This window comes from Azospirillum mesophilum (genome assembly GCF_053470405.2).
In genome coordinates this window covers 36921-56987 of record NZ_JBPXMQ020000035.1, presented here as the reverse complement: position 1 = coordinate 56987, position 20067 = coordinate 36921, and the positions used below count along the sequence as shown (strand labels likewise).

Below are 20067 nucleotides of genomic sequence, written 5' to 3'. Positions count from 1 at the left end.
GACGGATTCCGCCCAGAGGCGATGGTGATCAGGCGAGTTTTCGGGAACTTGGTTTGGTGACGTCATGTCGCCAAGGCTGAACTCGGGCCAAGCGGCCTCTGACAAGCCCGGCGGGCATCGGCTTGCTCCCGCTCACCGTGATGGGGCGTCGACGAGGACGGCGTGGACGCCCCTTGTCGCGCCATGGCGTCGCCCATCTCGGCCAACTCGGTAAGCCGTGCCCAATCGAGCACGCGCAGCCGCCCCTTCGCAAAGGACAGCAGCCCGGCCGTGCGCATTTCCTTGAGCGTTCGGCACACATGGACCGGTGTCAGGCCCGTGGCGTCGGCGATGAGAACCTGACTGATCGGCAGCGCCACGCCCGGCATGTCCGATGCCGGCACGTCCGACGCGGTCTTTCGCCGTTGCCGGGTGTAGAGGGCGATGAGAAGCCGGGCGATCCGCTCCGTCGCCGTGCACGTGCCAAGCCCGCCGAGCAACCGCCAATCGGAGATCGTCTCGGCGGCGAGCAGGGAGGTCATCCGCAAGGCAACGTTCGGCGCCTGCTGGCAAAACCGCATCAAGGCGTGACGCGGCATTGGACACACGGTCAGATCGGTGAGCGCTTCGACCGTGCAGGGCATGCCCCCATCGGGCGCGGTTTCGAAACCGATCAGGTTGCCCGGCATGACGAAGCGCAACACCTGGCGGCGCCCATTCTCGTGCATCGTGGACGCCAGCGCCCAGCCGCGGCGGACAATGTGGACCATCTCATTCTCGTCACCCTCCATGAACACGCAGGCGCCGGCATGAATGGTGCGGTCGGGGCGCTTGAGGGTGGCCCACCCGGACAACTGCTGGTCCGTGACGCTCGCACACAGCCCGTCGTCTCGGAGCGGGCACGCTTGGCAGTCTGGGCGCATCGCAGCCTCCCCAACCGGAACTCATTGCGAAAGGCTTGGCCGCTCCGACGGAAGCAACCGAGCCTGGGTCATGGCATCGAGAAAAGCGGACAGGATGACATGGGGGGCTGCCGGGCCGCCCGGCGCCTCTTGGGCCGCCTCGAAAACGCCGGACATGGTACAAGCAATGGCCAGCTTCGTAGCGATCCCGAGGGGCGTGTGTGCCGGCGTGCAGACGAGTGAGCGCAGCACATTCCGGCAGCGGGCGTCCATGGAATGGTCCGGCGCGACGCTTTCATCGGCTCCGACGCGGGGCATTGCCCCGGCCTGCTTCACCTCCTGCAACTGCTGATGCAGAATCAGCAGGTCGTGGTCGCGATGCCTGCCGCTTGCCAAAGCCGCGGCTATCGCGCTCAAGAGTTCGGCGTTGAGGTGGTCGGCTTTGGCAAAAGCACAAGCTGACGTCATAGCCGCCTCCTGGAGCAATGCGCAGGCCTGCCCTTGAGCAGCGCCATCATCGGGGGGAAATATCGGCACACCAAGCATGATTATGCGCAATTTTCGACATTTATTATCACATAAATTCGTTTCTATCACAATTCATCATGGCGGTGCGCAATGTATTGATCTGGATCAGTTGCCGGGTTGAATATACCAAAGATAGTGCCCATTACCAATAAGAATGGTAATTTTCTGATGGTGTATATCGGTGCGCTTCATGCAACCGCGCGTTCACCAGAATTCTGGACGTTCCTTGCCTGATGTCTCTCTCCAGATGCGGCATTCTGTGGTATTTACTACGCGCGTTCCATGTCTGTGAACACAGGAAGGACACGGCATCTCGGGAGATTTGCGACAATGTCGTCAAAGCCCTGTAGGGCGGGATATGGAAATCTTGCCGAACACTCCTTCGAACACCCCGCGTCCCCATCGGCTCGGCACGGCGGAACATCAGCCGCCACCTCCTCGGCGTCGTGATCACCGCCTTGGCGGCCATAGCCATCATCGCCGTGGGAATGGTCGCCTGGAGCATGACGACCCAGCGGCGGTTCACCGACGCCGAGATGGCCATAACGGTGCGCGCCATCGCCGCGGCGATGGCGGTGGACGGCGATCCGGAGCGGCTCTACCGCGTCGCGCAGATGGTCAAGGCCAAGCATCCCTATCGCCGTCTCGCTCGGGCTGATCGTCAACGAGTTCATCACCAACAGCGTCAAGCATGCCTTCCTGCAAGGAGCGGGGACGATCACCCTCGCCGTGCTCGTGCCGCAGCCCGACCAGATCCGCTTGACGCTGGCCGACGACGGCGTCGGCCTGCCGTCGGAGCGGACACGGTCCTCCGGCCTGCAGTCGATCGCGATGCTGGCCGAGAGCAAGTGGGGGCGGAGCCGGAATGGACAACCGGCCCGGGAACCAGTTTGCGGCTGATCCTTCACACGGGAGGCGCAGGGCGAACCGAATGAGGTTGGGTCTTTCCAACCTGGGTTAAGGCTGATCGGGCTCAACCCGGCCAGAGTGGAGTTCTGTCCCCGCGATCAGCGAGGATGCCATGCTGATGCCATTGAAGACTGCATCGGATTGAGCGGCTTGACCCGGGAGGAGATCGAGGCTGCGGCCGAGCATGAGCATCTGCCGGAGATCGTCGTCGTGATCGAGCTGATCGCCGCCCACAGCAAGACGTGCTCACCGTCGTGCTCGAACACCATTCGAACCGCGCGCTCGCGGACTTCAAGGGCGTATTCGGGTGATAGCGGTATCGTCATGATGACCCCAGTCTTTCGGACGATGGGGCCTCCGGGGAAACCCGGGGCGGTTCAGCGGGGTACAATCCTTCGAAGTGGACGCTTATCCGGTCTCCGACAGCCCGCGCAGGATGGGCAGCGGAATGCCGCGCTGCTCCTCGGCCGCCTTTTGGACGGCGCCCCAGTCCACCCGTGATGCCGCACGGCCCGCGGCGCGGGTGACGGCCTCTTCAAGCTTCGGAAACGCGGGCGGGTCGAAGCGGCCCGTGGTCTCCAGGGAATCGGCCTGCTGGGCCGTCAGGTGCACTTCGATGTACAGGGTGTCGCCGAGCCAGCCGAGTTTCACCGGCTCGTCCACGACGCGAACCGGGGTGCCGACGGGCACCGCTTGGTACAGGCGCTCGATATCCGGGTTGTGCAGACGGAAGCAGCCATGGCTCACCCGCCGCCCGACACCGTAGGGTTTGTTGGTCCCGTGGATGATGATGCCGGGCCAGTCCAGGTACAGCGCCTTGGAGCCCAGCGGGTTGTCCGGCCCCGGCGGAACGAAGGACGGCAGGTCAGGATCCTCCTCCCGCATGCGCGCGGTGGGCATCCATGGCGGGTCGACACGCTTGGCCCGGACATGGGTGGAGCCGGTCCGCAGGTTGGCGGCCTCGGCCCCGATGCCTACCGGAACGCTGGCCGGCGGCTTCCCATTTGCGAAGTGATAGAGGCGCTGCTCCGCCAGATTGATGACGATGCCGGTGCGCGGCCCGGATGGCAGGATGTGCGCCGTCGGCAGCACCACCAGCGCCCCGTCGCCCGGCAGCCACGGGTCGATGGTCGGATTTGCCATGATGATTTCGGTGTAGCCCAGATCGTTGTCGATGGCGATGTCGGCCAGCGTGTCGGCCGCCCTGGCAAAGACGATGCCGAAGGGTAACGGTCCGATGATGTCGGCCGCCGCCGCCGGCGCCGGGGCAAAGGCCAGGGCCGCCAGAAGCGCGGGGAGAACCACCATCGGACGGAGCAGGACGGCAGCGCCCACGGCGACCTACGAACGAGTCTTCCGTTGGCTGCGGCTGAACATGCGATCCGCCTTTTCGTTCGCCGCCCTGGCGTCCGCCGCCGCGGCGCGCGCCTGTTCGGCCGACTGCTGAGCGGCGTTGGCGGCCCGCGTCGCCTCGGCCTTCGCGTCATTGGCCGTGGCTTGCGTCTGGGTCAGAAGGGCGCGGTCTTCCGCGCTCAACCCGGAGCAGGCGGTCGCGAGCAGGGCGCCCAGAAGGACGATGGATGCGTTGCGCAAGGACATGGCCATGACTTTCTCCTGTCGTGGAGCCAAGAGCGGGGTGACGGGCCAGAGCGCCGGATGTCCCGTGCAGGGGGCCGTGCAGGGGCCGTGCAGGAGGGCCCGCCCTGCCCCCCGGCCGCTCACCCGGCATGCTGGCCGCCGGCATGCTGACCGTCGGCATGCTGACCGTCGAGCATCGACGGGGGCTCGGCCGCGGGCATTAACCTGTGTAAAGACGGAGCATACCGCGCAACGCCGGTCGGGACGCGCCCGCCACGAACAGGCCCGCAGCCGGACCAGCCAGCAAGAGCCATGATTAACCTGAATTAAGGCGCCGGTTCCAACGACGCTTATGCTTCTGCTTTGCGGTTCCGATTGGTCAGCCGGCCCAACCAGCCGATCCAATGGGCGGGCGCGGAGCACCAACACGAGGGAGGGGAACTTTCATGGGGGGCCTCTGCCTGATCACCGGCGGGAGCGGGTTTCTGGGCGTGAACCTTGCGCGGCACCTGCTCCAACGCGGGTGGACCGTACGATGCCTGGACATCGCGCCGTTCGATTATCCGGAGCGGCCTCGGGTCGAGGCGCTGCAGGGCGACATTCGGGACCGTGCGGTGATGGAACGGGCGGTTTCCGGTGCCGATGTCGTCGTCCATTGCGCCGCCGCCCTGCCCCTGTACGACCGGGCGGCCATCGAGTCCACCGACGTGTATGGAACGGCCGTTGCGCTGGACTGCGCGTCGAAGGCGTCGTGCCCGCGCTTCGTCCACATCTCCTCCACGGCGGTCTACGGCATCCCGGACCACCATCCCATCACGGAGACCGACCGTTGCCAAGGCGTCGGCCCCTACGGCGAGGCCAAAATCCGCGCCGAGGATCTGTGCCGCCGCTATCGGGACGAGGGGCTGTGCGTTTCGGTCCTCCGCCCGAAGAGCTTCATCGGCCCCGAACGGCTCGGCGTCTTTGCCATCCTTTACGAATGGGCCTATGAGGGCCGGAACTTTCCCGTGCTGGGGGCCGGGAACAACCACTACCAGCTCCTCGACGTCGAGGACCTCTGCCGCGCCATTCATCGGTGCGCCACCGGCGACCGGGAGTTGGTCAACGACACCTTCAACGTCGGCGCCAAGGAGTTCGGCACCATCCGGGAGGACTTCCAGGCGGTGCTCGACCGCGCCGGCCACGGCAAGCGCATCGTGAGCCTTCCGGAGGGGCCCGGCGTCCTGATCCTCAAGGCGTTGGAGCGTCTCCACCTCTCGCCGCTCTACCAGTGGGTCTATGAGACGGTGACCGAGGACAGCTTCGTCTCCATCGAGCGCATCGAGCAGCGGCTGGGTTTCACGCCGGTCTTTTCGAACCGCGACGCGCTGCTCCGGAACTACGACTGGTACGTCGCCAACCGCGACCGGTTCCGCGGCGGCACCGGCGTGTCGCACAGGTCCCTGTGGAACCAGGGCGCGCTGCGCCTCGCCCGTCATTTCTTCTAAGGACGCGAACCATGCCGACCGCCCCGCCCCCCTCCGGTCCGCCTCCGCCAGCCCGGATTTCGGTAAACGCCGAAGAACTGAGGGCCGCCGACCGGACGGTGCCGTTGGTCGTGGACCTGGACGGAACCCTGGTCACGGGCGACCTGCTTCTGGACTGCGCGCGGACCCTGGCGCGGACATCGCCGGCACGCTTGCTGATGCTGCCGGTCTGGCTGGCGCACGGGAAGGCCTGGGTCAAGCGCCGGCTGGCCGAGGAAGCGATGCCGCCGGCCCAGACCCTGCCCTACCGGCAAAATCTGCTGAAGCACCTGGAGGCCGAAAAGCGCCGGGGCGTGCCGCTGGTCCTGGCCACGGCCGCCGACGCCCGCGTCGCCGAGGCCGTCGCCCGGCACACCGGCCTGTTCGACCGCCTGCTGGCGAGCGACGGTGTCACCAACCTGACGCCGGAGCGCAAGCGGGATCGGCTGGTCGCGGGATTCGGACGCGGGGGCTTCGACTACATCGGCGCCAGCGCGGACGATCTCCCGGTCTGGCGGGCGGCCCGCAAGGCGCTGCTGGTGCAACCGGACGCCGATGCCACGCCGGCGGTGGCCGACGACGCCGATGTGGAACGGATCTTCGGCACGGCGTCGGGCAGCGCCCGCCACCATCTGTCCGCCCTGCGTCCGCTGCAATGGTTCAAGAACGGTCTGGTGTTCGTTCCAATGGCTGCGGCGCACCGGCTGCTCGACGTCGAGGCGCTGTCGCATTCCCTCCTGGCCTTCGCCGCCTTCTGCCTGTGCGCGTCGAGCGGCTATCTGCTGAACGACCTGCTCGACCTGCCCGCCGACCGGCGGCACCCGCACAAGCGAAACCGCCCGCTGGCGTCCGGGCGCCTGCCCGTATCGCGCGCCGTCCTGATGATCCCTGGCCTGCTGGCCGGGACCCTGGGGCTGGCCGCGCTGCTGCCGCCGGCCTTTGCCGGCCTGCTCGTGCTCTACTTCGCGCTGTCCGTCACCTATTCCCTGCGCCTCAAGCGGATCGCCATCCTCGACGTGCTGCTGCTGGCCGGGCTGTACGGGTTGCGCGTGCTGGCGGGATCCGCAGCCACCGGCATCGTGGCGTCCGCCTGGCTTCTGACCTTCAGCATGTTCCTGTTCCTCAGCCTCGCGCTGGTCAAGCGCTACGCCGAGTTGATGGTCATGCGCGCCATCGACGGCGGCAACGCCCATGCCCGCGCCTACCTGCTGGAGGACGCCGAGCTGTTGGCGGCGCTGGGCTGCGCCAGCGGCTACATCAGCGTCCTGGTGCTGGGCATCTACGCGAGCACGGACATGCCGCTGCGCTCCCCGGACCAATGGCTGACGACGGGGGCCGTCTGTCCCCTGCTGCTCTACTGGATCAGCCACGTCTGGCTGATCGCCCACCGCGGCCGGATGCGCGACGACCCGCTGGTCTTCGCGCTCAAGGATCCGGTCAGCCAAATCATCCTGGTACTGATGGGCGGCGTGCTCGCCGTCATCGCCTTGTCGTGAGGCCGGGCATGGTGTTTCAAAAGCGTTGTTCTTCCTGGCTGCCCCTGGTCCTTCTCCTCCTCGCGCTTCGGGCGGCTGCGGCCGAGGACGGCGCCGTTCCGCTGCCCGCCGCCGACGACCGGCCGGGCCGAAGCGCGCCGGAAGCGGCCCGGACGGTCATCGACCTCCAGCCAGGACGGCGCAGCCACAGGATCGCCGTCCGTGGGCGCGACGGACGCACCGGGACCGCGACGCTGGTCGAGCTGAATCCGATCATCAACCGCTGGTTCGTGCTGACGCTCGACTGGGGCGGTGCCGGCCCGCGGCGCCAGTACCATCTGGAAAACCCGGATCCGCGGGCGCAGCGCCTTCAGCTGGCCGACACGGTCCCGCAGGGTGTGGTCATTGCCAAGGGCGGGCGGCGCGTCGATTGCGACCTGTGGGGGGACGATGGGACGGCCTTGCCGCGCGCGGCCGGCAGCGGCCAGCCCTATGCGCCGCTGTGCGGAGGGCACCTGCTGCTGCGCAACGTGGTGGCCGGGCACCGCACGACCCTGGAGCGCGCGACGGATTTCCTGCGGGATCAGCTGTGGAACGGGGAGGCCGTCGTCGGTTTCGTCCGCCGCGAGTTCTTCGCCGACGCCTTCGCCGAACGGCCGGACGCGGTGCCGGCCGGGCCGGTCGTGTCCGCCGCGGAGCCGCCGGGCGCTCCTCGTCCGGCCCGGCTCGATCCGGACGCCGCCGGGCGCGCCCTGGTTCCGGGAACGCTGGGCATCGCCCTCGACGGCGCGCCGGACGGGCGGGTCCTGCCCGGCCGCTGGTACGCCGCCAGCGGCCTGCCCGGCGTCTACGCCAGCGCGATCCAGCCCCAGGGCATCGCCCCGGCGATCCTGAACGGCCAACGCGGCCGCGCCAACCCGCTCGACAGCGTGGAGGCGTCGGCGCTGGCTTATCTGGTGGCCTTCGACCTGCGGCAATTTAACCTCGACTTCGCCGTCGGCACGGACCATCCGCGTGTGGACTGGTCCCCCCGTGTGCCCGCAGGCGTCCGCGACAGCGCCTTGCCGGGGCCGGACGGCATCGGCACCATCGCCCCGCTGGTCGGCACCGGCATGGTTTCCCCGCCGCTCGCCGGGCGGACGGTCGCGACCTTCACCGGCGGCTTCAAGCGCGCCCACGGCGCCTTCCGCTACGGCGACCTCGCCCAGCGCAACCACGGCAGCCACTACGGCTTCATCGAGGCCGGCGTGGTGCTGAGCAGCCTGCAGCCGGGCCTTGCGACGCTCTACGGGCTGGACGACGGCTCGGTCCGCATGGAGACCTGGAGCGACGACAAGCTCGACCATCAAGGGGCCACCCTGCTGCCGCACATCCGCTTCGCCCGCCAGAACGGCGTGGCGCTGGTCGAGCCCGATCCGGCGACGGGCGAGCCCTCCCCCGGCGCGCTGGTGGCGCGCTGGGGTCCCGGCAACTGGTCGGGCTCCGCCGACGAGTCCCTGCGCACGCTGCGCGCCGGCGCCTGCCTGCTCGACGACGACCATGGCCGCTTCCTGGTCTACGGCTATTTCTCCAGCGCGACGCCGTCGGCGATGGCCCGCGTCTTCCAGGCCTACGGCTGCCGCTACGCCATGCTGCTGGATATGAACGCGCTGGAGCACACCTACTTGGCGCTCTACCCGCCGAAAGACGGCACCGGCGCCGCCGGGGCGGTGGTGGAGCATCTGGTCCGCGGCATGGACGAACTGGACAAGACCGCCGGCGGGCGGCTCGTTCCCCGCTTTCTCGGCTATCCGGACAACCGGGACTTCTTCACCGTTTTCCGGCGGGAGGAGCGGCCATGAAGGGGTGCGTCCGGATGGTGGTCGCGCTGCTTGCGCTTCTGGCGTCGACGTTTCTGGCGTCCACCGCGGGCGCGGAGACGCTCCGCGAGGCAAACGAGCGGCTGTTCTCGGACCTCCAGTCCGTGCACGGCCTGACCGACGCCCAGATGGCCCGCATCCGCGGCGTCTTCGCCAAATCCGGCGTCGTCGGCCAGGGCAACCCGGCGATCAGCCAGCACCCCATGACGCCGCAACAGTGCCGGGCGGCGTGGGGTGGAAGCACCCCGCGCCCCGACCCGGCCTTCCAGGCGATCTGCGGCGCGCCCTACATGGCGCCGCTCTACGATCCGACCTCGCAGAGGCCACAGGACGCCAAGGCCTGCATCGACCAGTTCGAGTTCCCCGACATCCCCTGCGACTACCCGGTCGTCTGGGTGCGCGCCGTCGAGGCCGCGGAGATCTGCGAGGCGGCGGGCAAGCGCCTCTGCGACGCCCATGAATGGGAAGGCGCCTGCGCCGGGCGGCTGGAGCCGCCGGACTACCGGTTCGACCTGGCCCGCAACGGCGGCAGCCCGAACGCGGTCATCGAGCGGCTGCGCGCCCTGCACAACCGCGCCGAGGAGGGGCGGAAAAGCTGGAGCTACGGCCCGGACTATCAGGCCGGGGTCTGCGCCGCGGCCAGCCAGAAGACGCCGGGCTGCCAGGGCGGGGGCTGGTCGGCCTGCGGCTCCAACACCTACCCCACCGGATCCTTTCCAGGCTGCCACAGTCCGCTCGGCGTCTACGACCTCAATGGCAACGCGGCCGAGCACATGAACCTGCCGCTGTCGGAGGACCAGATGGCCAGCCGGGGCAGCCGGCAGCTGGGCTACACCGAGATGAAGGGCAGCTGGTTCATCTTCGACCGCTACCGCGCCCATCCGGATTGGTGCCGCTGGCGTGCCCCCTACTGGCACGGCTCGCGGGTCATGGACCCGGCGAGCCACGCGAACTACCACCTGGGCTTCCGCTGCTGCAAGACGGTCAGCGGGCCGTAGAGGCCTCCTCGCTCGGCTCGCCGGCAGCAGCAGGAGGATCGCCGAGCGACGCGACAAGGCCGGCCGCGTCGCGGATGGGCCCTTCGCTGCTGACGATCGGGGCGAGGTCGGGGTCTTCCAGGATGTCGTAGAGCGACCGCGCTTCCCCATCGACGTAGGCCGTCGCGCTGACCAGACGCGCGCCGTGGCTGTAGTCGGCGTAGCGGGCGCCATGCACGGTGCTGAGCGGCTGGATGGGAGAGCCGTCCGGGTGCTGCCACCCGTAGATGGCGACCCGCTGCGGCATCGCCCGCAGCCGGGCGGTCAGGGTCAGGTCCTTCTTGTGGCCCGCCACGAGCCGGCCGAGCGGGGCGCCGAGCGCCCGGCGCTGCGCGCGGATCATGCCGTTGTGCCGCCACAGATAGTCGGTGGACCGCATCTGCGGGCCGGCGGGCAGGGGCTGCGGCACCAGATGCACGTCCGCCTGCGCGTAGATCGCATCGACCATCCTGGTCGTCGGCAGGATGAAGCCGAAGCGCCGGGCGATCGCCAGCGCCGGTCGCAGCCCCATCGGGACGCGCACATAGTCGGCGTCCGATCCGACCGCCAGATAGTCGGGCGTGACGCACAGCAGGACGCGCGCCGTTCCGCCCCGCGCGCGATGCCCCTCCAGCACGACGGGCTTCAGGCGGCGCAGGAACGGCGGCAGGTCGCCGGCCAGCAGCGCCGCCTCGATCACCGCGTCCCGGTCGCTGCCGGACAGGTCGGCGGCCTGCTGCGCGAACGCGCTGCCGGTGGGTCCCGAATCTCCATGCGGGGGGATGTGTTCGACGAGCGATCCCGGGCAGCCCTCTCCCGCCATCGCAGCCGGAGCCACGATTGCCGTGCACAGGAACGCCGCCATCGCGGACAAAACAGCTCTCCCGACAGACGTTCGGCGCGTCTGGGTCATTTCCACGTCCTTGGCTGATGTGCCGGGAACCTAATCGGCGGGAACCTTATCGGCGGGAACCTTATCGGCGGACAGCGGCCGGTCAACCGGCGACCGCGCGGTCACCGTATGGTCACACCAACCCCCAAAAGGCGCTGGCGTTTCACCGCGGCATGCCGGCCGACAACGCGCCCCTTTTCCCTGTGGCTTTAACTCTGGTTAAGGCGCGCCCCGTGGACGGCGCCGAAACTGGCCTCCGCATCCAAGAAAAGCGGGACCAAGGGAGGAAGGCCATCATGGACATCACATCGATCCTCGTGCCCTGCGGCAAGGACCTGCGCTCCAGCGCCGGCCTGGAAACGGCCATCGCGGTGGCCCGCCTGATGGGAGGGCGCATCACCGGCCTCCACTGCCCGACTGAACCCGCCATGCCCTGGTACGTCGCGGCACCGGTGGCCATCCCGCCGGCGCCGGACGCCCCGTCAGCCGAGGCGGAGCAGAGCGTCATCGCCCGTTGCAGCGCGGCCTGCCTGAGCTGTGACTGGATCCTGGACCAGGGCTCCCCGCCCGAGCGGCTGGCCTTCTACAGCCGCTACGCCGACCTCGTCGTGGCCGGCCGCCGCGGTGGGGATCCCAAAAGCGAAAGCGGACTGTCGCCGCGCGCGCTCGGCCAATTGGCGCTCAGCGCCAGCGCGCCGCTGCTGGTCGTCCCGCCAGGGCCGGAGGAACCGTTCCAGCCGCGGCGCGTGCTCGTCGCCTGGAACGAGCGCCGCGAGGCCGGCCGCGCCTTGCACGGCGCGCTGCCCTTCCTGCGCCGCGCCAAGGAGACCATCCTGCTCACCGTGCACCCGCCGGGGTTCGACGACGAACCCGACCGCCGTGCCCTGGCCTATCTGGACGCGCACCGCATCCGCGCGGACGCGCGGATCAACTTCGCGACGGAGTTCGAAGCCCCCGGCGCGATCCTCGCCCAGGCCCGCGCGCTGGAGGTGGATCTCCTCGTCATGGGGGCCTACGGACACGCCCGTGTGTTCGAGCAGGCGTTGGGCGGCGCGACGCAGCACGTGCTGGAAGCCGCCGAGCTGCCGGTGCTGATGGTGCATTGAGCCGTGGCGGCCCCCCGCACCAGTGCCCGATCGCCGGGGACACGGGAAACCCGGATTCCGCTGGACGCGAAAGTCGCCGTCCTGTCGACCCCCGACGTCTACCCGGAGCATCCGCGCCAGATCGAGGCCATCGAGACGCGCCTGTCCTGGGTCTTCCTGACCGAGCGGCACGCCTACAAGCTGAAGAAGCCCAAGCGCCTGCCCTATCTGGATTTCACCACGCTCGCCGCCCGGCGCTCGAACGGACTGGCGGAAATCCGCCTGAACCGCCGGCTGGCCCCCGACGTCTACCGCGGCTTGATCGGCCTGTTCGTCGGCCCGGACGGCTCGTTCCATCTCGGCGGGCATCCCGGACGACAGGACGCGGCGGTGGGGGACACGGTGGTGGACTGGCTCGTGTGGATGGTGCGCCTGCCGCAGGAGCGGCGGTTGGACGAGCGAATCCGGGCGGGCGTGCTGACGCCGGCCGACGTCACAGGCCTCGGGCATCAGCTGTCGGAATTCTACCGCAACAGCCGGCCCGAACCGATGGCGCCGGGCGCCTACCAGCGGCGTTTCGAGGACGACATCCGCCGAAACCTCGATGTGATTGTGCCACGGGTGACCGGACCGCTGGCCGAACGGGCCGGCCACGCCGCCGCGATGCAGGCCGCCTTCCTGGCGGAGCACGGCGCGTTGCTGCGGGCACGGGCGGCGGAGGGACGGATCGTCGAGGGACACGGCGACCTCCGCCCCGAGCACATTTTTCTCCCCGAGTGGGTCTCTCTCAACGACATGCCCCGGATCATCGATTGCCTGGAGTTCAGCCGCGACCTTCGCCTGCTCGACCCGGTGGACGAGCTGGCCTATCTGGCGCTCGAATGCGAGCGGCTCGGCGCCGCGCAGGTCGGGAACGCGATTGTGGACCTGTACCGCGCCCAGAGCGGCGATGCCGCCGATCCACGGCTGATCGCCTTCTACCGCAGCTTCCGCGCGAGCCTGCGGGCGCGCCTCGCCGCTGAGCGGCTGGACATGGCACCGGCCGGCCGGCGCGACGACTGGCTCGCCCGCACCGACTCCTATTTGCGCGCGGCCACCACGCGCTCCGTGACGCGGGATGGGAACAGCCGACCAGGGGGAACGGAGTGATGTGGCGCATCCTTGTTCTGGCGATAACCGCGGCGTGCCTTGCTCCGGACCTGGCCCACGCCAAGGACCGGGTGGTCGGCTGGAGCCTGGAGAGCGACGGTGCCGGCCATTGCCTGATCTTTTCGGAATACCAGGTCGGCGGGCATCCGGAGGTCGAGGCGGCCATCGCGTTGTCGGTGACCGGCGACCTCAGCATGGTGCAGCTGCATGTCCTCCGCACGGACTTCGACCTGACCGTCGGGGGCGTCTACAACGTCGCCGTCAGCGTCGACGAACGATGGACCGGACGGGGCGGTGTCGAGGTCGCCGCGTCGGACATGTTCAACCTTGCCCTGCCGCTCACGCGCGACGTGCTTGAAGCGCTCATGCATGGATCGACCTTGTCCGTTCATGGGCGGCGCAGCACGGTGTCCATTCTGTTGACGGGGACACGCACGGCCATTCCCGCCCTGCTCGACTGCGCAGCGGGCAAGTCGCAACGGCATCGGGGCATCAACCCCTTCAACGGGGACACGCAATCGGATGACATGATGTGACGGCACCGGCGCGGCGCAGGCCGCTTATCGCAGGTTAAGGCCGTCCGTCGATGGAGCGCCACACTGGCCCACATGATGGTCGATTCGGATGGGAGCGACGCCATGGACAGTTCGACCAAGCCGGCGGTCCGCGGGGACCTGCCCTGGGAAGCGTCCTATCCGGCGGGGCTCGACTGGCGTGCGCCCGTCCCCGAACGGCCGCTGCACAGCCTGATCGACGAGGCTTGCGCCGCCTTTCCCCACCACTCCTGCATCGATTTCTACGGAAGGCGGACGACCTACCGGCAGGTCGCCCGGCTGATCGACCGGGCGGCGCGGGGGCTCCAGGACCGCGGCGTCGGGAAGGGCTGCAAGGTCGCGCTTCTGCTGCCGAACTGTCCCTATGCGGTGATCGCGTTTCACGCGATCCTCAAGGCCGGGGGCACCGTGGTCAACCTCAACCCGCTCGCCCCGGCGTCCGAGCTGGCGCACCAGATCGCCGATTCCGAGACCGAATTGCTCATCACGCTCGACCTCGTTCCGTTCCGCGACACGCTCGCGCAGATCGGGTGGCCGGGCCGGCTGCGGGCGATCGTCGTGGCGCGCTTGGCCGACGCCCTGCCTTTCCCGAAGAACTGGCTCTACCCGCTGCTCAAGCGCCGCGACGTGGCGCGCTTCCCCAAGGACGAGCGCCATGTGCCCTTCCGCCGGCTGCTCGCCAACCGCGGCGATCCCCGCCCGATGGCGGTGGAGCCGCGCGCCGACGCCGCGGTGCTGCAATACACCGGGGGGACGACCGGCGTTCCCAAGGGCACCGTCCTGACCCACGCCAGCCTCTACGCCAACACGATGCAGTGCCGCCGCTGGTTCACCGGGGCCGAGCCTGGGCGCGAGCGGGTGCTGGCGGTGCTGCCCTTCTTCCACGTGTTCGGCATGACCGGCGTGATGAACTTCGCCCTCGCGCTGGGGGCGGAGCTGATCCTGCTGCCGCGCGTGGACGTGCGCGAGATCCTGGACACCATCCAGCGCAAGCGCCCGACCATCTTCAGCGGCGTGCCGCGCCTGTTCCAGGCCATCGTCGGCTTTCCCCGCCTGAGCTGGTACGACCTGTCGTCGCTGCGCCTGTGCGTGTCGGGAGGGGACAGCCTGCCGCCGCTGCTGCTGGAGCGGTTCCGGAAGGTCACCGGCGCCTATCTGGCCGAAGGCTACGGCCTGACCGAAGCCTCGCCGGTGGTGACCTGCAACCCGTTCGACGGGCTGAACAAGCCGGGCGCGGCGGGGCCGCCCCTGCCGGGGACCATGGTGGAGATCGTCTCGCTGGACGACCGGCGCACGCCGCAGCCGCAGGGCCGCGTCGGCGAGGTCTGCGTGAGCGGGCCGCAGGTCATGGCCGGCTACTGGAAGGACACGGCGGCGACCGCGGAGGCGATGGCCGGCGGGCATCTGCACACCGGCGACATCGGCTTCCTCGACGGCGACGGCTACCTGCACATCGTGGACCGCCTGAAGGACCTGATCGTCACCGGCGGACAGCACGTCTATCCGCGCGCCGTCGAGGCCGTCATCAAGCGGCACCCCCTGGTCGCCGACGCCGCCGTGGTCGGCGAGCCCGACCCGGTGCGCGGGCAGGCGATCCGGGCCTTCGTCGTGCCGCTGCCAGGGTCGCTGCCAGGGTCCACGCCGTCGGAGGCGGAGTTGCGCGCCTTCCTCGCCGACCACCTGTCGCGCTTCGAGCAGCCGCAGCGCATCGAGTTCCGCACGGCGTTGCCGACCTCGACGATCGGCAAGATCCTGAAACGCGACCTCATCCCCGAGCGGCCCCCCGAGCGGCCGGGCAGCGATGACCGAGCGATCAATCGGCCAGCAACTCGCTGACGGACCCGCCGCCGTGAATGCGGGCGATGGCCTCCGCGAGCAGGGGGGCCGTGCCCAGCACCGTCACGCGGCGGGCCACCAGCTTTTCCGGCAGGCGGAACGGCGGCAGCGTGTCGGTGACGACAACCCGGTCGAAGAGCGGCGACGCGACGACCGCCGGGGCGCCACCGACGAACACCCCGTGCTGGGCACCGCAGCGGCTTGGAGCGGCTTGGAGCGGCTTATGGCCGGCCGGTGGAGCGGTCGGCGATCTGTTTAAGGCTGCCGTCCGTCCGGCGGGCGAACACTTGCACATGATGACCGAGGTCGCACACGCGCTCCGCATCCCGGACCGCCGCCTTCAGGGCATCGCGCCGGGATGGGAAGGCCCCGGCGCAGTTGCCACCCTGCATGCGCACGGTCCATGCCTCCCGCTGCCGCTCCACGATGTATCTCAGATGCAAATACGAATCCATGACACCACCCATCCGTTCAACCGAGACTCTTGGCCATAGTCGGTCAGCAGCAGGCTGCGGCCGTCCCCGTGGCCGTCCCCGTGACCGTCTGGGTGTGCGCCTGAATCAGGCCCCGATTCCGGCATGGTCGCCCTTTCCCGCGCGTCTAGGCTCGAATGCCGGACAGTTCGCGAATGTCCCGGGGCAGCGCGCGCACCACCTTCTCAAGCTCCCCGTACGACAGGCGGGCCATCAGCAGGTCGAAGACCGCGCCGCTCAGGCGGGCGACGTCGGGCTCGGGGTCGCCGTGCATGCCCGTGCGGATCGCCTGGAAGAAGCCCTCAAGCGAGCGGTCACGCGACGGTGTGCGGGCCGGCTGCCAGCCTTCGTAGTAGAAGCCGCGGACGAGCATGGGAAGCTCGGCCGCCAGATGGACGGCCAGTTCGGGCTGCAACTCGTCGCGCAGGGCGTGCAGCACGGCGCGCAGCGCCCGGTAGGTGTAGTGGCGGTCGTCGGTGTGAAGGCGCTCCATCAGGTCCTTCAGCCAGCTGTTCGTCAGATGGAGCGTTTCGTCGAACACGGGCAGGCCGGTCGTGCTCATGAGAGCCTCCGTCGTCAGACAGGGGGGGCAGACAGGGGGGGGCAGACAGGGGGGCCTGAGGCCCCGGTTCAGTCGCGCCGCCAGTCCACGCGGACATAGTAGGCGTCCTTGTCGTAATGAAGGTCGAGGTCGCCGGCATAGGCGTGGTGCAGGGCTTCGCCGATGCGGCGGGGCAGATGCACATCGGTGGTCGTCACCACCACGTCGCCGTCACGGGTCTCGATATTTATGATCCGGTGCAGGGGGTGTTCGGCCTTCTCAAGGCTCTCCTGGTGGCGGACGGCGGCCAGGATCTCGTCGTGGTGCGGGGCGACGAAGCCGCCGGACAGCGTCAGGGTGCCGGCGGGGTAGCCGTCGTTGGCGCGGTGGCAAGCCTGGCACAGCTCCTCCACGGCATCGACGGCGGGCAGCCCCCAGCTCCACCGCCCGTGGTGGTAGACGGCGCCGCACTGCGGGCAGACCGTGGGATCGGACAGCTTGGCCGCCCGCTTGTATGGGTCGTGGACATGCTCCTGGATCAGCCGGTCGCGGCGTGGCGGCTGGGGACGCTGGTCGTGGGGACGCGGTTCGTGGATGTGCTCGCCCATGAGGATCCTGCCGGTGAAAGAGGCCGGTGAAAAAGAAGGAGTGCCGGGGTTGCCCGGCGCTCGATGGCTCCATGCGTCTCAAGGCGCTTCTCAAGCCTTCGCGATGTCGATCTTCCGCTTGGCCGGTTGGCTTGGCTCGGTCTTGGGGAGGGTGACCGTGAGGACGCCATTCTTCATGCTGGCCGCGATGCGGTCACAGTCAACATTGGCGGGCAGGCGGAAGGACCGTGCGCACAGGCCGTAGCGCCGCTCCGACACATAGCGGTTGGCGCCCTTCTCCTCCTTGTCCTCCTTCTTCTCGGCCCGGATGGACAGAACGTCGTCCTGGACGCTGACGTCCACGGATTGCTCGTCCATGCCGGGCATTTCCATGGTCACCCGATACTCGCCTTCGCGCTCCTCGACCTCCGCCGGCGGCGCGAACGCCCGGCCCTCCAACTCTGTGCGCAGCAACGGTTCCAGATCGAACGGCGAGCGCCGGCTCCAGGGGAAGCGGAACATTGAGGAGGCTTCGTCGAACAGCCGGTCGACCTCGTCGCGCAACGCCAGGATCGGGTTCCGGTTGTGAGCGGCGATCTGCTGAGCCGCCGTGCCGGTGGAGGCGACCTCTTGCCGGGGATTCTCCTCCTGTTTGGGATTTTCCGTCGTGTTGGTTTCGGCCATGGATGCCTCCCGTTTATTGTGGTTCCTCTATCCACCCGATGCGGCTTGCTCACGTTAACCTGGATTAAGCAGCCCCCGGACCGGGGTCAGCGATGAGGAGGTAGCGTCACCTCCTGTTCCCCGAGGTCGGCTTAACCTGGTTGAAGAGAGCGACCCCGGAAGCACGCTTAAACACGTCGAGCCATGGCAAGCGGGAACATGGAACGCGGGACCAGGCCGCGGACCAACGCTCCAAAAAAGCACGGGCCAAAAAAGCACGGGGTGGTTCCCGATTGGGAAGGGAGCGCATCATGATTCCCGAATCCGAAGCAGCGACGACGAGCGGCCCCGGCATGCCGTTCCGGTTCCGTGACCGGAGCGAAGCCGGCCGACGCCTCGCCGCACGGCTGGTGCACCTCAGCGACCAGGAACCGGTCGTCCTGGCTCTGCCGCGCGGCGGCGTTGCGGTCGGGTGCGAGGTCGCGCGGGCGCTCAACGCGCCGCTCGACATCGTGCTCGTGCGCAAGATCGGCGCACCGTTCCAGCCAGAGCTGGCCGTCGGTGCCGTGGCCGATGGCGGTCACGTCGAAACCGTCATCAACCCGGAGGTTGCGGAGTACGTGCCCACCTCCTGGATCGAGACGGAGAAGGATCGCGAGATCCGGGAGATCGAGCGCCGGCGGGCCGTGTACGTCGACGGCCGTCCGCGCGCGCCGATCACCGGGCGCACCGTCATCCTCGTGGACGACGGCATCGCGACCGGCGCGACGATGCGCGCCGCCCTGCGCTCGGTGCGCCGTGCGAGCCCGAGGCGGCTGGTGCTGGCCGTGCCGGTGGCGCCGCTCGACACCGTGTTGGAGCTGCGGGCCGAAGCCGATGAGGTTGTCTGCCTCCAGGTTCCGTTCCCGTTCGGCTCCATCGGCGCCTTCTACGAGGACTTCCGCCAGCTCGACGATGCCGACGTCATCCGCCTGCTGGACGAGGCGGCACGCTCGCACCCCGCACCCGCCTCGCCATTGAAGCGTCCGCCGTGAGGTGTGGACGATGGCAACCCCGGTGTCCGCGCCGTTCAGAAATGGTCGCGCACGGCGGCGCGAATGCGGCGGATGTCGTCGTCGATCTGCGCGGGCGTGGTGTGCGGCCCCAGATCGTCGAAATGCAGGTGCTCGACCACCCTGATGCCGCACAGTCCCATGATCGCGATGTCCTGTGTGACCTTGAAGGCCTGCATCGCCCCGACCGCTTCCAGGTAGGCCAGGGGAGCGCAGTGCGCGGCCAAGTCTCTGTTCCAGTTCCACGACGGCGCGCAAGGTTCTGAGCACGCTGTCGGGCGTCAGGCTGATCGAGGTGATGCCGAGCCGCACCAGGAACTCGGCGACCTCCGGATAGTCCGAGGGCGCCTGCCCGCAGATTCCGCAGGGCCGGCCGTTGCGCTTTGCGCCTTCCACGGCTTGGCGCAGGAAGGCCAGCACGCCCGGATCGCGCTCGTCGAAATCGAAGGCGACCAGCGGGCTGTCGCGGTCCACGCCGAGCGTGAGCTGCGTCAGGTCGTTGGACCCGATGGAGAAGCCGTCGAAGCGCTGGGCGAATTCATCCACCAGCAGCACGTTGTTGGGGATCTCGCACATCACGTAAATCTCCAGCCCGTCGCGTCCGCGCTCCAGCCCGTGGCGGGCCATGGCGGCGATCACCCGGTCGGCTTCCTCCAGGCGGCGGCAGAAGGGCACCATGACCTTCACGTTGGTCAGCCCCATCGCGCCGCGCACGCGGGCGAGCGCCCGGCATTCCAGCGCGAACCCTTTCTCGTAGGCGGGATGGGCGTAGCGCGACGCGCCCCGGAAGCCCAGCATGGGGTTCTCCTCGACCGGCTCGAACCAGCGCCCGCCGATCAGGGAGGCGTATTCGTTGGTCTTGAAGTCGGACAGCCGGACGATGACCGGACGCGGGAAGAAGGCCGCCGCGATGGTGCCGATCCCCTCGGACAGGCGTTCCACGAAATAGGCGCCGCCGTCCGGGTGGTTGCGGGTCAGGCGCGCGATGCGGGCGCGCACGTCGGCGTCCTCCACGCGCTCCGGGTGGACGAGCGCCATCGGGTGGACCTTGATGGCCTCGCTGATGATGAACTCCATGCGCGCCAGCCCTACCCCGTCCACCGGCAGTTGGCCGGTCTGGAAGGCTTGGTCGAGGTTGCCGAGGTTCACCATGATGCGCGTCTGCGGCCTCGGCAGCCGCCCGAGGTCGATGCGGTCCACGCGGAACGGCACGGCGCCGTCATAGACCTTGCCGGTGTCGCCCTCCGCGCAGGAGACCGTCACCGTCTGGTCGTCGCGCAGGGCCTCCGTCGCGCGCTCCGCCCCGACCACCGCGGGAACGTGCCATCCGGCACCGCCGCGGCGATCGCGTTCGCGGTGATCGGCCCAATGCCGGGGATCGTCGCCGAACGGCGGCTCACGTCGCTGGCACGGTGCCACTCCAGAATGCGCGTTTCCAGCCGTTCGATCTCCTCGCCGAGCAGGCGGAGCTGATCGCCGAGGCC

The 20067-nt window shown here is 69.0% G+C and carries 21 protein-coding genes and 1 pseudogene; 10 read left to right on the top strand and 12 right to left on the bottom strand.

Annotated elements, in window-relative coordinates:
* Positions 1-62: 62 nt before the first annotated feature.
* From ACSVC7_RS25320 to ACSVC7_RS25310, 3 genes are all read right to left on the bottom strand, one after another.
* On the bottom strand, positions 63-833 hold the full coding sequence (locus ACSVC7_RS25320) for a Crp/Fnr family transcriptional regulator (protein WP_448207454.1): 771 nt from the start codon (positions 831-833) through the stop codon (positions 63-65).
* A 90-nt stretch (positions 834-923) separates the two neighbouring features.
* The gene (locus tag ACSVC7_RS25315) at positions 924-1349 is read right to left on the bottom strand and encodes a hypothetical protein (protein ID WP_448207455.1); all 426 of its coding nucleotides are present in this window, start codon (positions 1347-1349) and stop codon (positions 924-926) included.
* Between the two features lie 329 nt (positions 1350-1678).
* The gene (locus ACSVC7_RS25310) at positions 1679-2098 is read right to left on the bottom strand and encodes a hypothetical protein (protein WP_448207456.1); all 420 of its coding nucleotides are present in this window, start codon (positions 2096-2098) and stop codon (positions 1679-1681) included.
* On the opposite strand from ACSVC7_RS25310, the gene ACSVC7_RS25305 reads away from it, so the two are divergent.
* Positions 1995-2309: an ATP-binding protein gene (locus ACSVC7_RS25305; RefSeq protein ID WP_483508789.1), complete on the top strand. Its 315-nt coding sequence runs from the start codon at positions 1995-1997 to the stop codon at positions 2307-2309. The two genes, ACSVC7_RS25310 and ACSVC7_RS25305, sit on opposite strands and share 104 nt — an antisense overlap.
* 417 nt (positions 2310-2726) lie before the next feature.
* On the opposite strand, the gene ACSVC7_RS25300 is transcribed toward ACSVC7_RS25305, so the two are convergent.
* A complete protein-coding gene (locus tag ACSVC7_RS25300; RefSeq protein ID WP_448207457.1) occupies positions 2727-3653 on the bottom strand; it encodes a L,D-transpeptidase family protein in 927 nt (308 codons plus the stop codon).
* Positions 3654-3659: 6 nt separating this feature from the next.
* Positions 3660-3923 carry an alanine-zipper protein gene (locus ACSVC7_RS25295; RefSeq protein WP_448207458.1) on the bottom strand — a complete coding sequence of 88 codons (264 nt, stop codon included), beginning with the start codon at positions 3921-3923 and terminating at the stop codon, positions 3660-3662.
* Positions 3924-4342: 419 nt separating this feature from the next.
* Here ACSVC7_RS25295 and ACSVC7_RS25290 point away from each other — a divergent pair, with 419 nt between their 5' ends.
* The 4 genes from ACSVC7_RS25290 to ACSVC7_RS25275 are packed head-to-tail and all read left to right on the top strand — an operon-like array spanning position 4343 to position 9733.
* Positions 4343-5383: an NAD-dependent epimerase/dehydratase family protein gene (locus ACSVC7_RS25290; RefSeq protein ID WP_448207459.1), complete on the top strand. Its 1041-nt coding sequence runs from the start codon at positions 4343-4345 to the stop codon at positions 5381-5383.
* 11 nt (positions 5384-5394) lie between these two features.
* Complete coding sequence (locus tag ACSVC7_RS25285) at positions 5395-6897, top strand: UbiA family prenyltransferase (RefSeq protein ID WP_448207460.1); 1503 nt, start codon at positions 5395-5397, stop codon at positions 6895-6897.
* 8 nt (positions 6898-6905) lie between these two features.
* Complete coding sequence (locus ACSVC7_RS25280) at positions 6906-8717, top strand: hypothetical protein (RefSeq protein ID WP_448207461.1); 1812 nt, start codon at positions 6906-6908, stop codon at positions 8715-8717.
* Entirely contained in the window at positions 8714-9733 is a 1020-nt protein-coding gene (locus ACSVC7_RS25275) for an SUMF1/EgtB/PvdO family nonheme iron enzyme (protein ID WP_448207462.1), read from the top strand. Before ACSVC7_RS25280 ends, ACSVC7_RS25275 begins: the two co-directional genes overlap by 4 nt.
* On the opposite strand, the gene ACSVC7_RS25270 is transcribed toward ACSVC7_RS25275, so the two are convergent.
* On the bottom strand, positions 9720-10625 hold the full coding sequence (locus ACSVC7_RS25270; RefSeq protein ID WP_448207463.1) for a hypothetical protein: 906 nt from the start codon (positions 10623-10625) through the stop codon (positions 9720-9722). The genes ACSVC7_RS25275 and ACSVC7_RS25270 overlap by 14 nt on opposite strands.
* 314 nt (positions 10626-10939) lie before the next feature.
* On the opposite strand from ACSVC7_RS25270, the gene ACSVC7_RS25265 reads away from it, so the two are divergent.
* From ACSVC7_RS25265 to ACSVC7_RS25250, 4 genes are all read left to right on the top strand, one after another.
* Positions 10940-11749, top strand: a complete 810-nt coding sequence (locus ACSVC7_RS25265) for a universal stress protein (RefSeq protein ID WP_448207464.1) — start codon at positions 10940-10942, stop codon at positions 11747-11749.
* Between the two features lie 3 nt (positions 11750-11752).
* The gene (locus ACSVC7_RS25260) at positions 11753-12877 is read left to right on the top strand and encodes a hypothetical protein (RefSeq protein ID WP_448207465.1); all 1125 of its coding nucleotides are present in this window, start codon (positions 11753-11755) and stop codon (positions 12875-12877) included.
* Complete coding sequence (locus ACSVC7_RS25255; protein ID WP_448207466.1) at positions 12877-13413, top strand: hypothetical protein; 537 nt, start codon at positions 12877-12879, stop codon at positions 13411-13413. The genes ACSVC7_RS25260 and ACSVC7_RS25255 overlap by 1 nt, the downstream gene beginning before the upstream one ends.
* A 102-nt stretch (positions 13414-13515) precedes the next feature.
* Positions 13516-15267: a long-chain-fatty-acid--CoA ligase gene (locus ACSVC7_RS25250; RefSeq protein ID WP_448207467.1), complete on the top strand. Its 1752-nt coding sequence runs from the start codon at positions 13516-13518 to the stop codon at positions 15265-15267.
* Here ACSVC7_RS25250 and ACSVC7_RS25245 read toward each other — a convergent pair.
* The 5 genes from ACSVC7_RS25245 to ACSVC7_RS25225 form a co-directional block, all read right to left on the bottom strand.
* The gene (locus tag ACSVC7_RS25245) at positions 15245-15445 is read right to left on the bottom strand and encodes a hypothetical protein (RefSeq protein ID WP_448207468.1); all 201 of its coding nucleotides are present in this window, start codon (positions 15443-15445) and stop codon (positions 15245-15247) included. The two genes, ACSVC7_RS25250 and ACSVC7_RS25245, sit on opposite strands and share 23 nt — an antisense overlap.
* A 43-nt stretch (positions 15446-15488) precedes the next feature.
* Positions 15489-15722: a hypothetical protein gene (locus ACSVC7_RS25240; protein WP_448207469.1), complete on the bottom strand. Its 234-nt coding sequence runs from the start codon at positions 15720-15722 to the stop codon at positions 15489-15491.
* 145 nt (positions 15723-15867) lie between these two features.
* Positions 15868-16302 (bottom strand): DUF2267 domain-containing protein, encoded by a 435-nt coding sequence (locus tag ACSVC7_RS25235; RefSeq protein WP_448207470.1) that lies wholly within the window; start codon positions 16300-16302, stop codon positions 15868-15870.
* 68 nt (positions 16303-16370) lie between these two features.
* Entirely contained in the window at positions 16371-16889 is a 519-nt protein-coding gene (locus ACSVC7_RS25230) for a BCAM0308 family protein (RefSeq protein ID WP_448207471.1), read from the bottom strand.
* A gap of 90 nt (positions 16890-16979) precedes the next feature.
* Positions 16980-17552 (bottom strand): Hsp20/alpha crystallin family protein, encoded by a 573-nt coding sequence (locus ACSVC7_RS25225; RefSeq protein ID WP_448207472.1) that lies wholly within the window; start codon positions 17550-17552, stop codon positions 16980-16982.
* A gap of 290 nt (positions 17553-17842) precedes the next feature.
* On the opposite strand from ACSVC7_RS25225, the gene ACSVC7_RS25220 reads away from it, so the two are divergent.
* Entirely contained in the window at positions 17843-18565 is a 723-nt protein-coding gene (locus ACSVC7_RS25220; RefSeq protein ID WP_483508787.1) for a phosphoribosyltransferase, read from the top strand.
* A gap of 273 nt (positions 18566-18838) precedes the next feature.
* On the opposite strand, the pseudogene ACSVC7_RS25215 reads toward ACSVC7_RS25220, so the two are convergent.
* A pseudogene (locus ACSVC7_RS25215) lies at positions 18839-19735 on the bottom strand (putative PEP-binding protein); the annotation flags it as partial.
* Between the last annotated feature and the right edge of the window lie 332 nt (positions 19736-20067).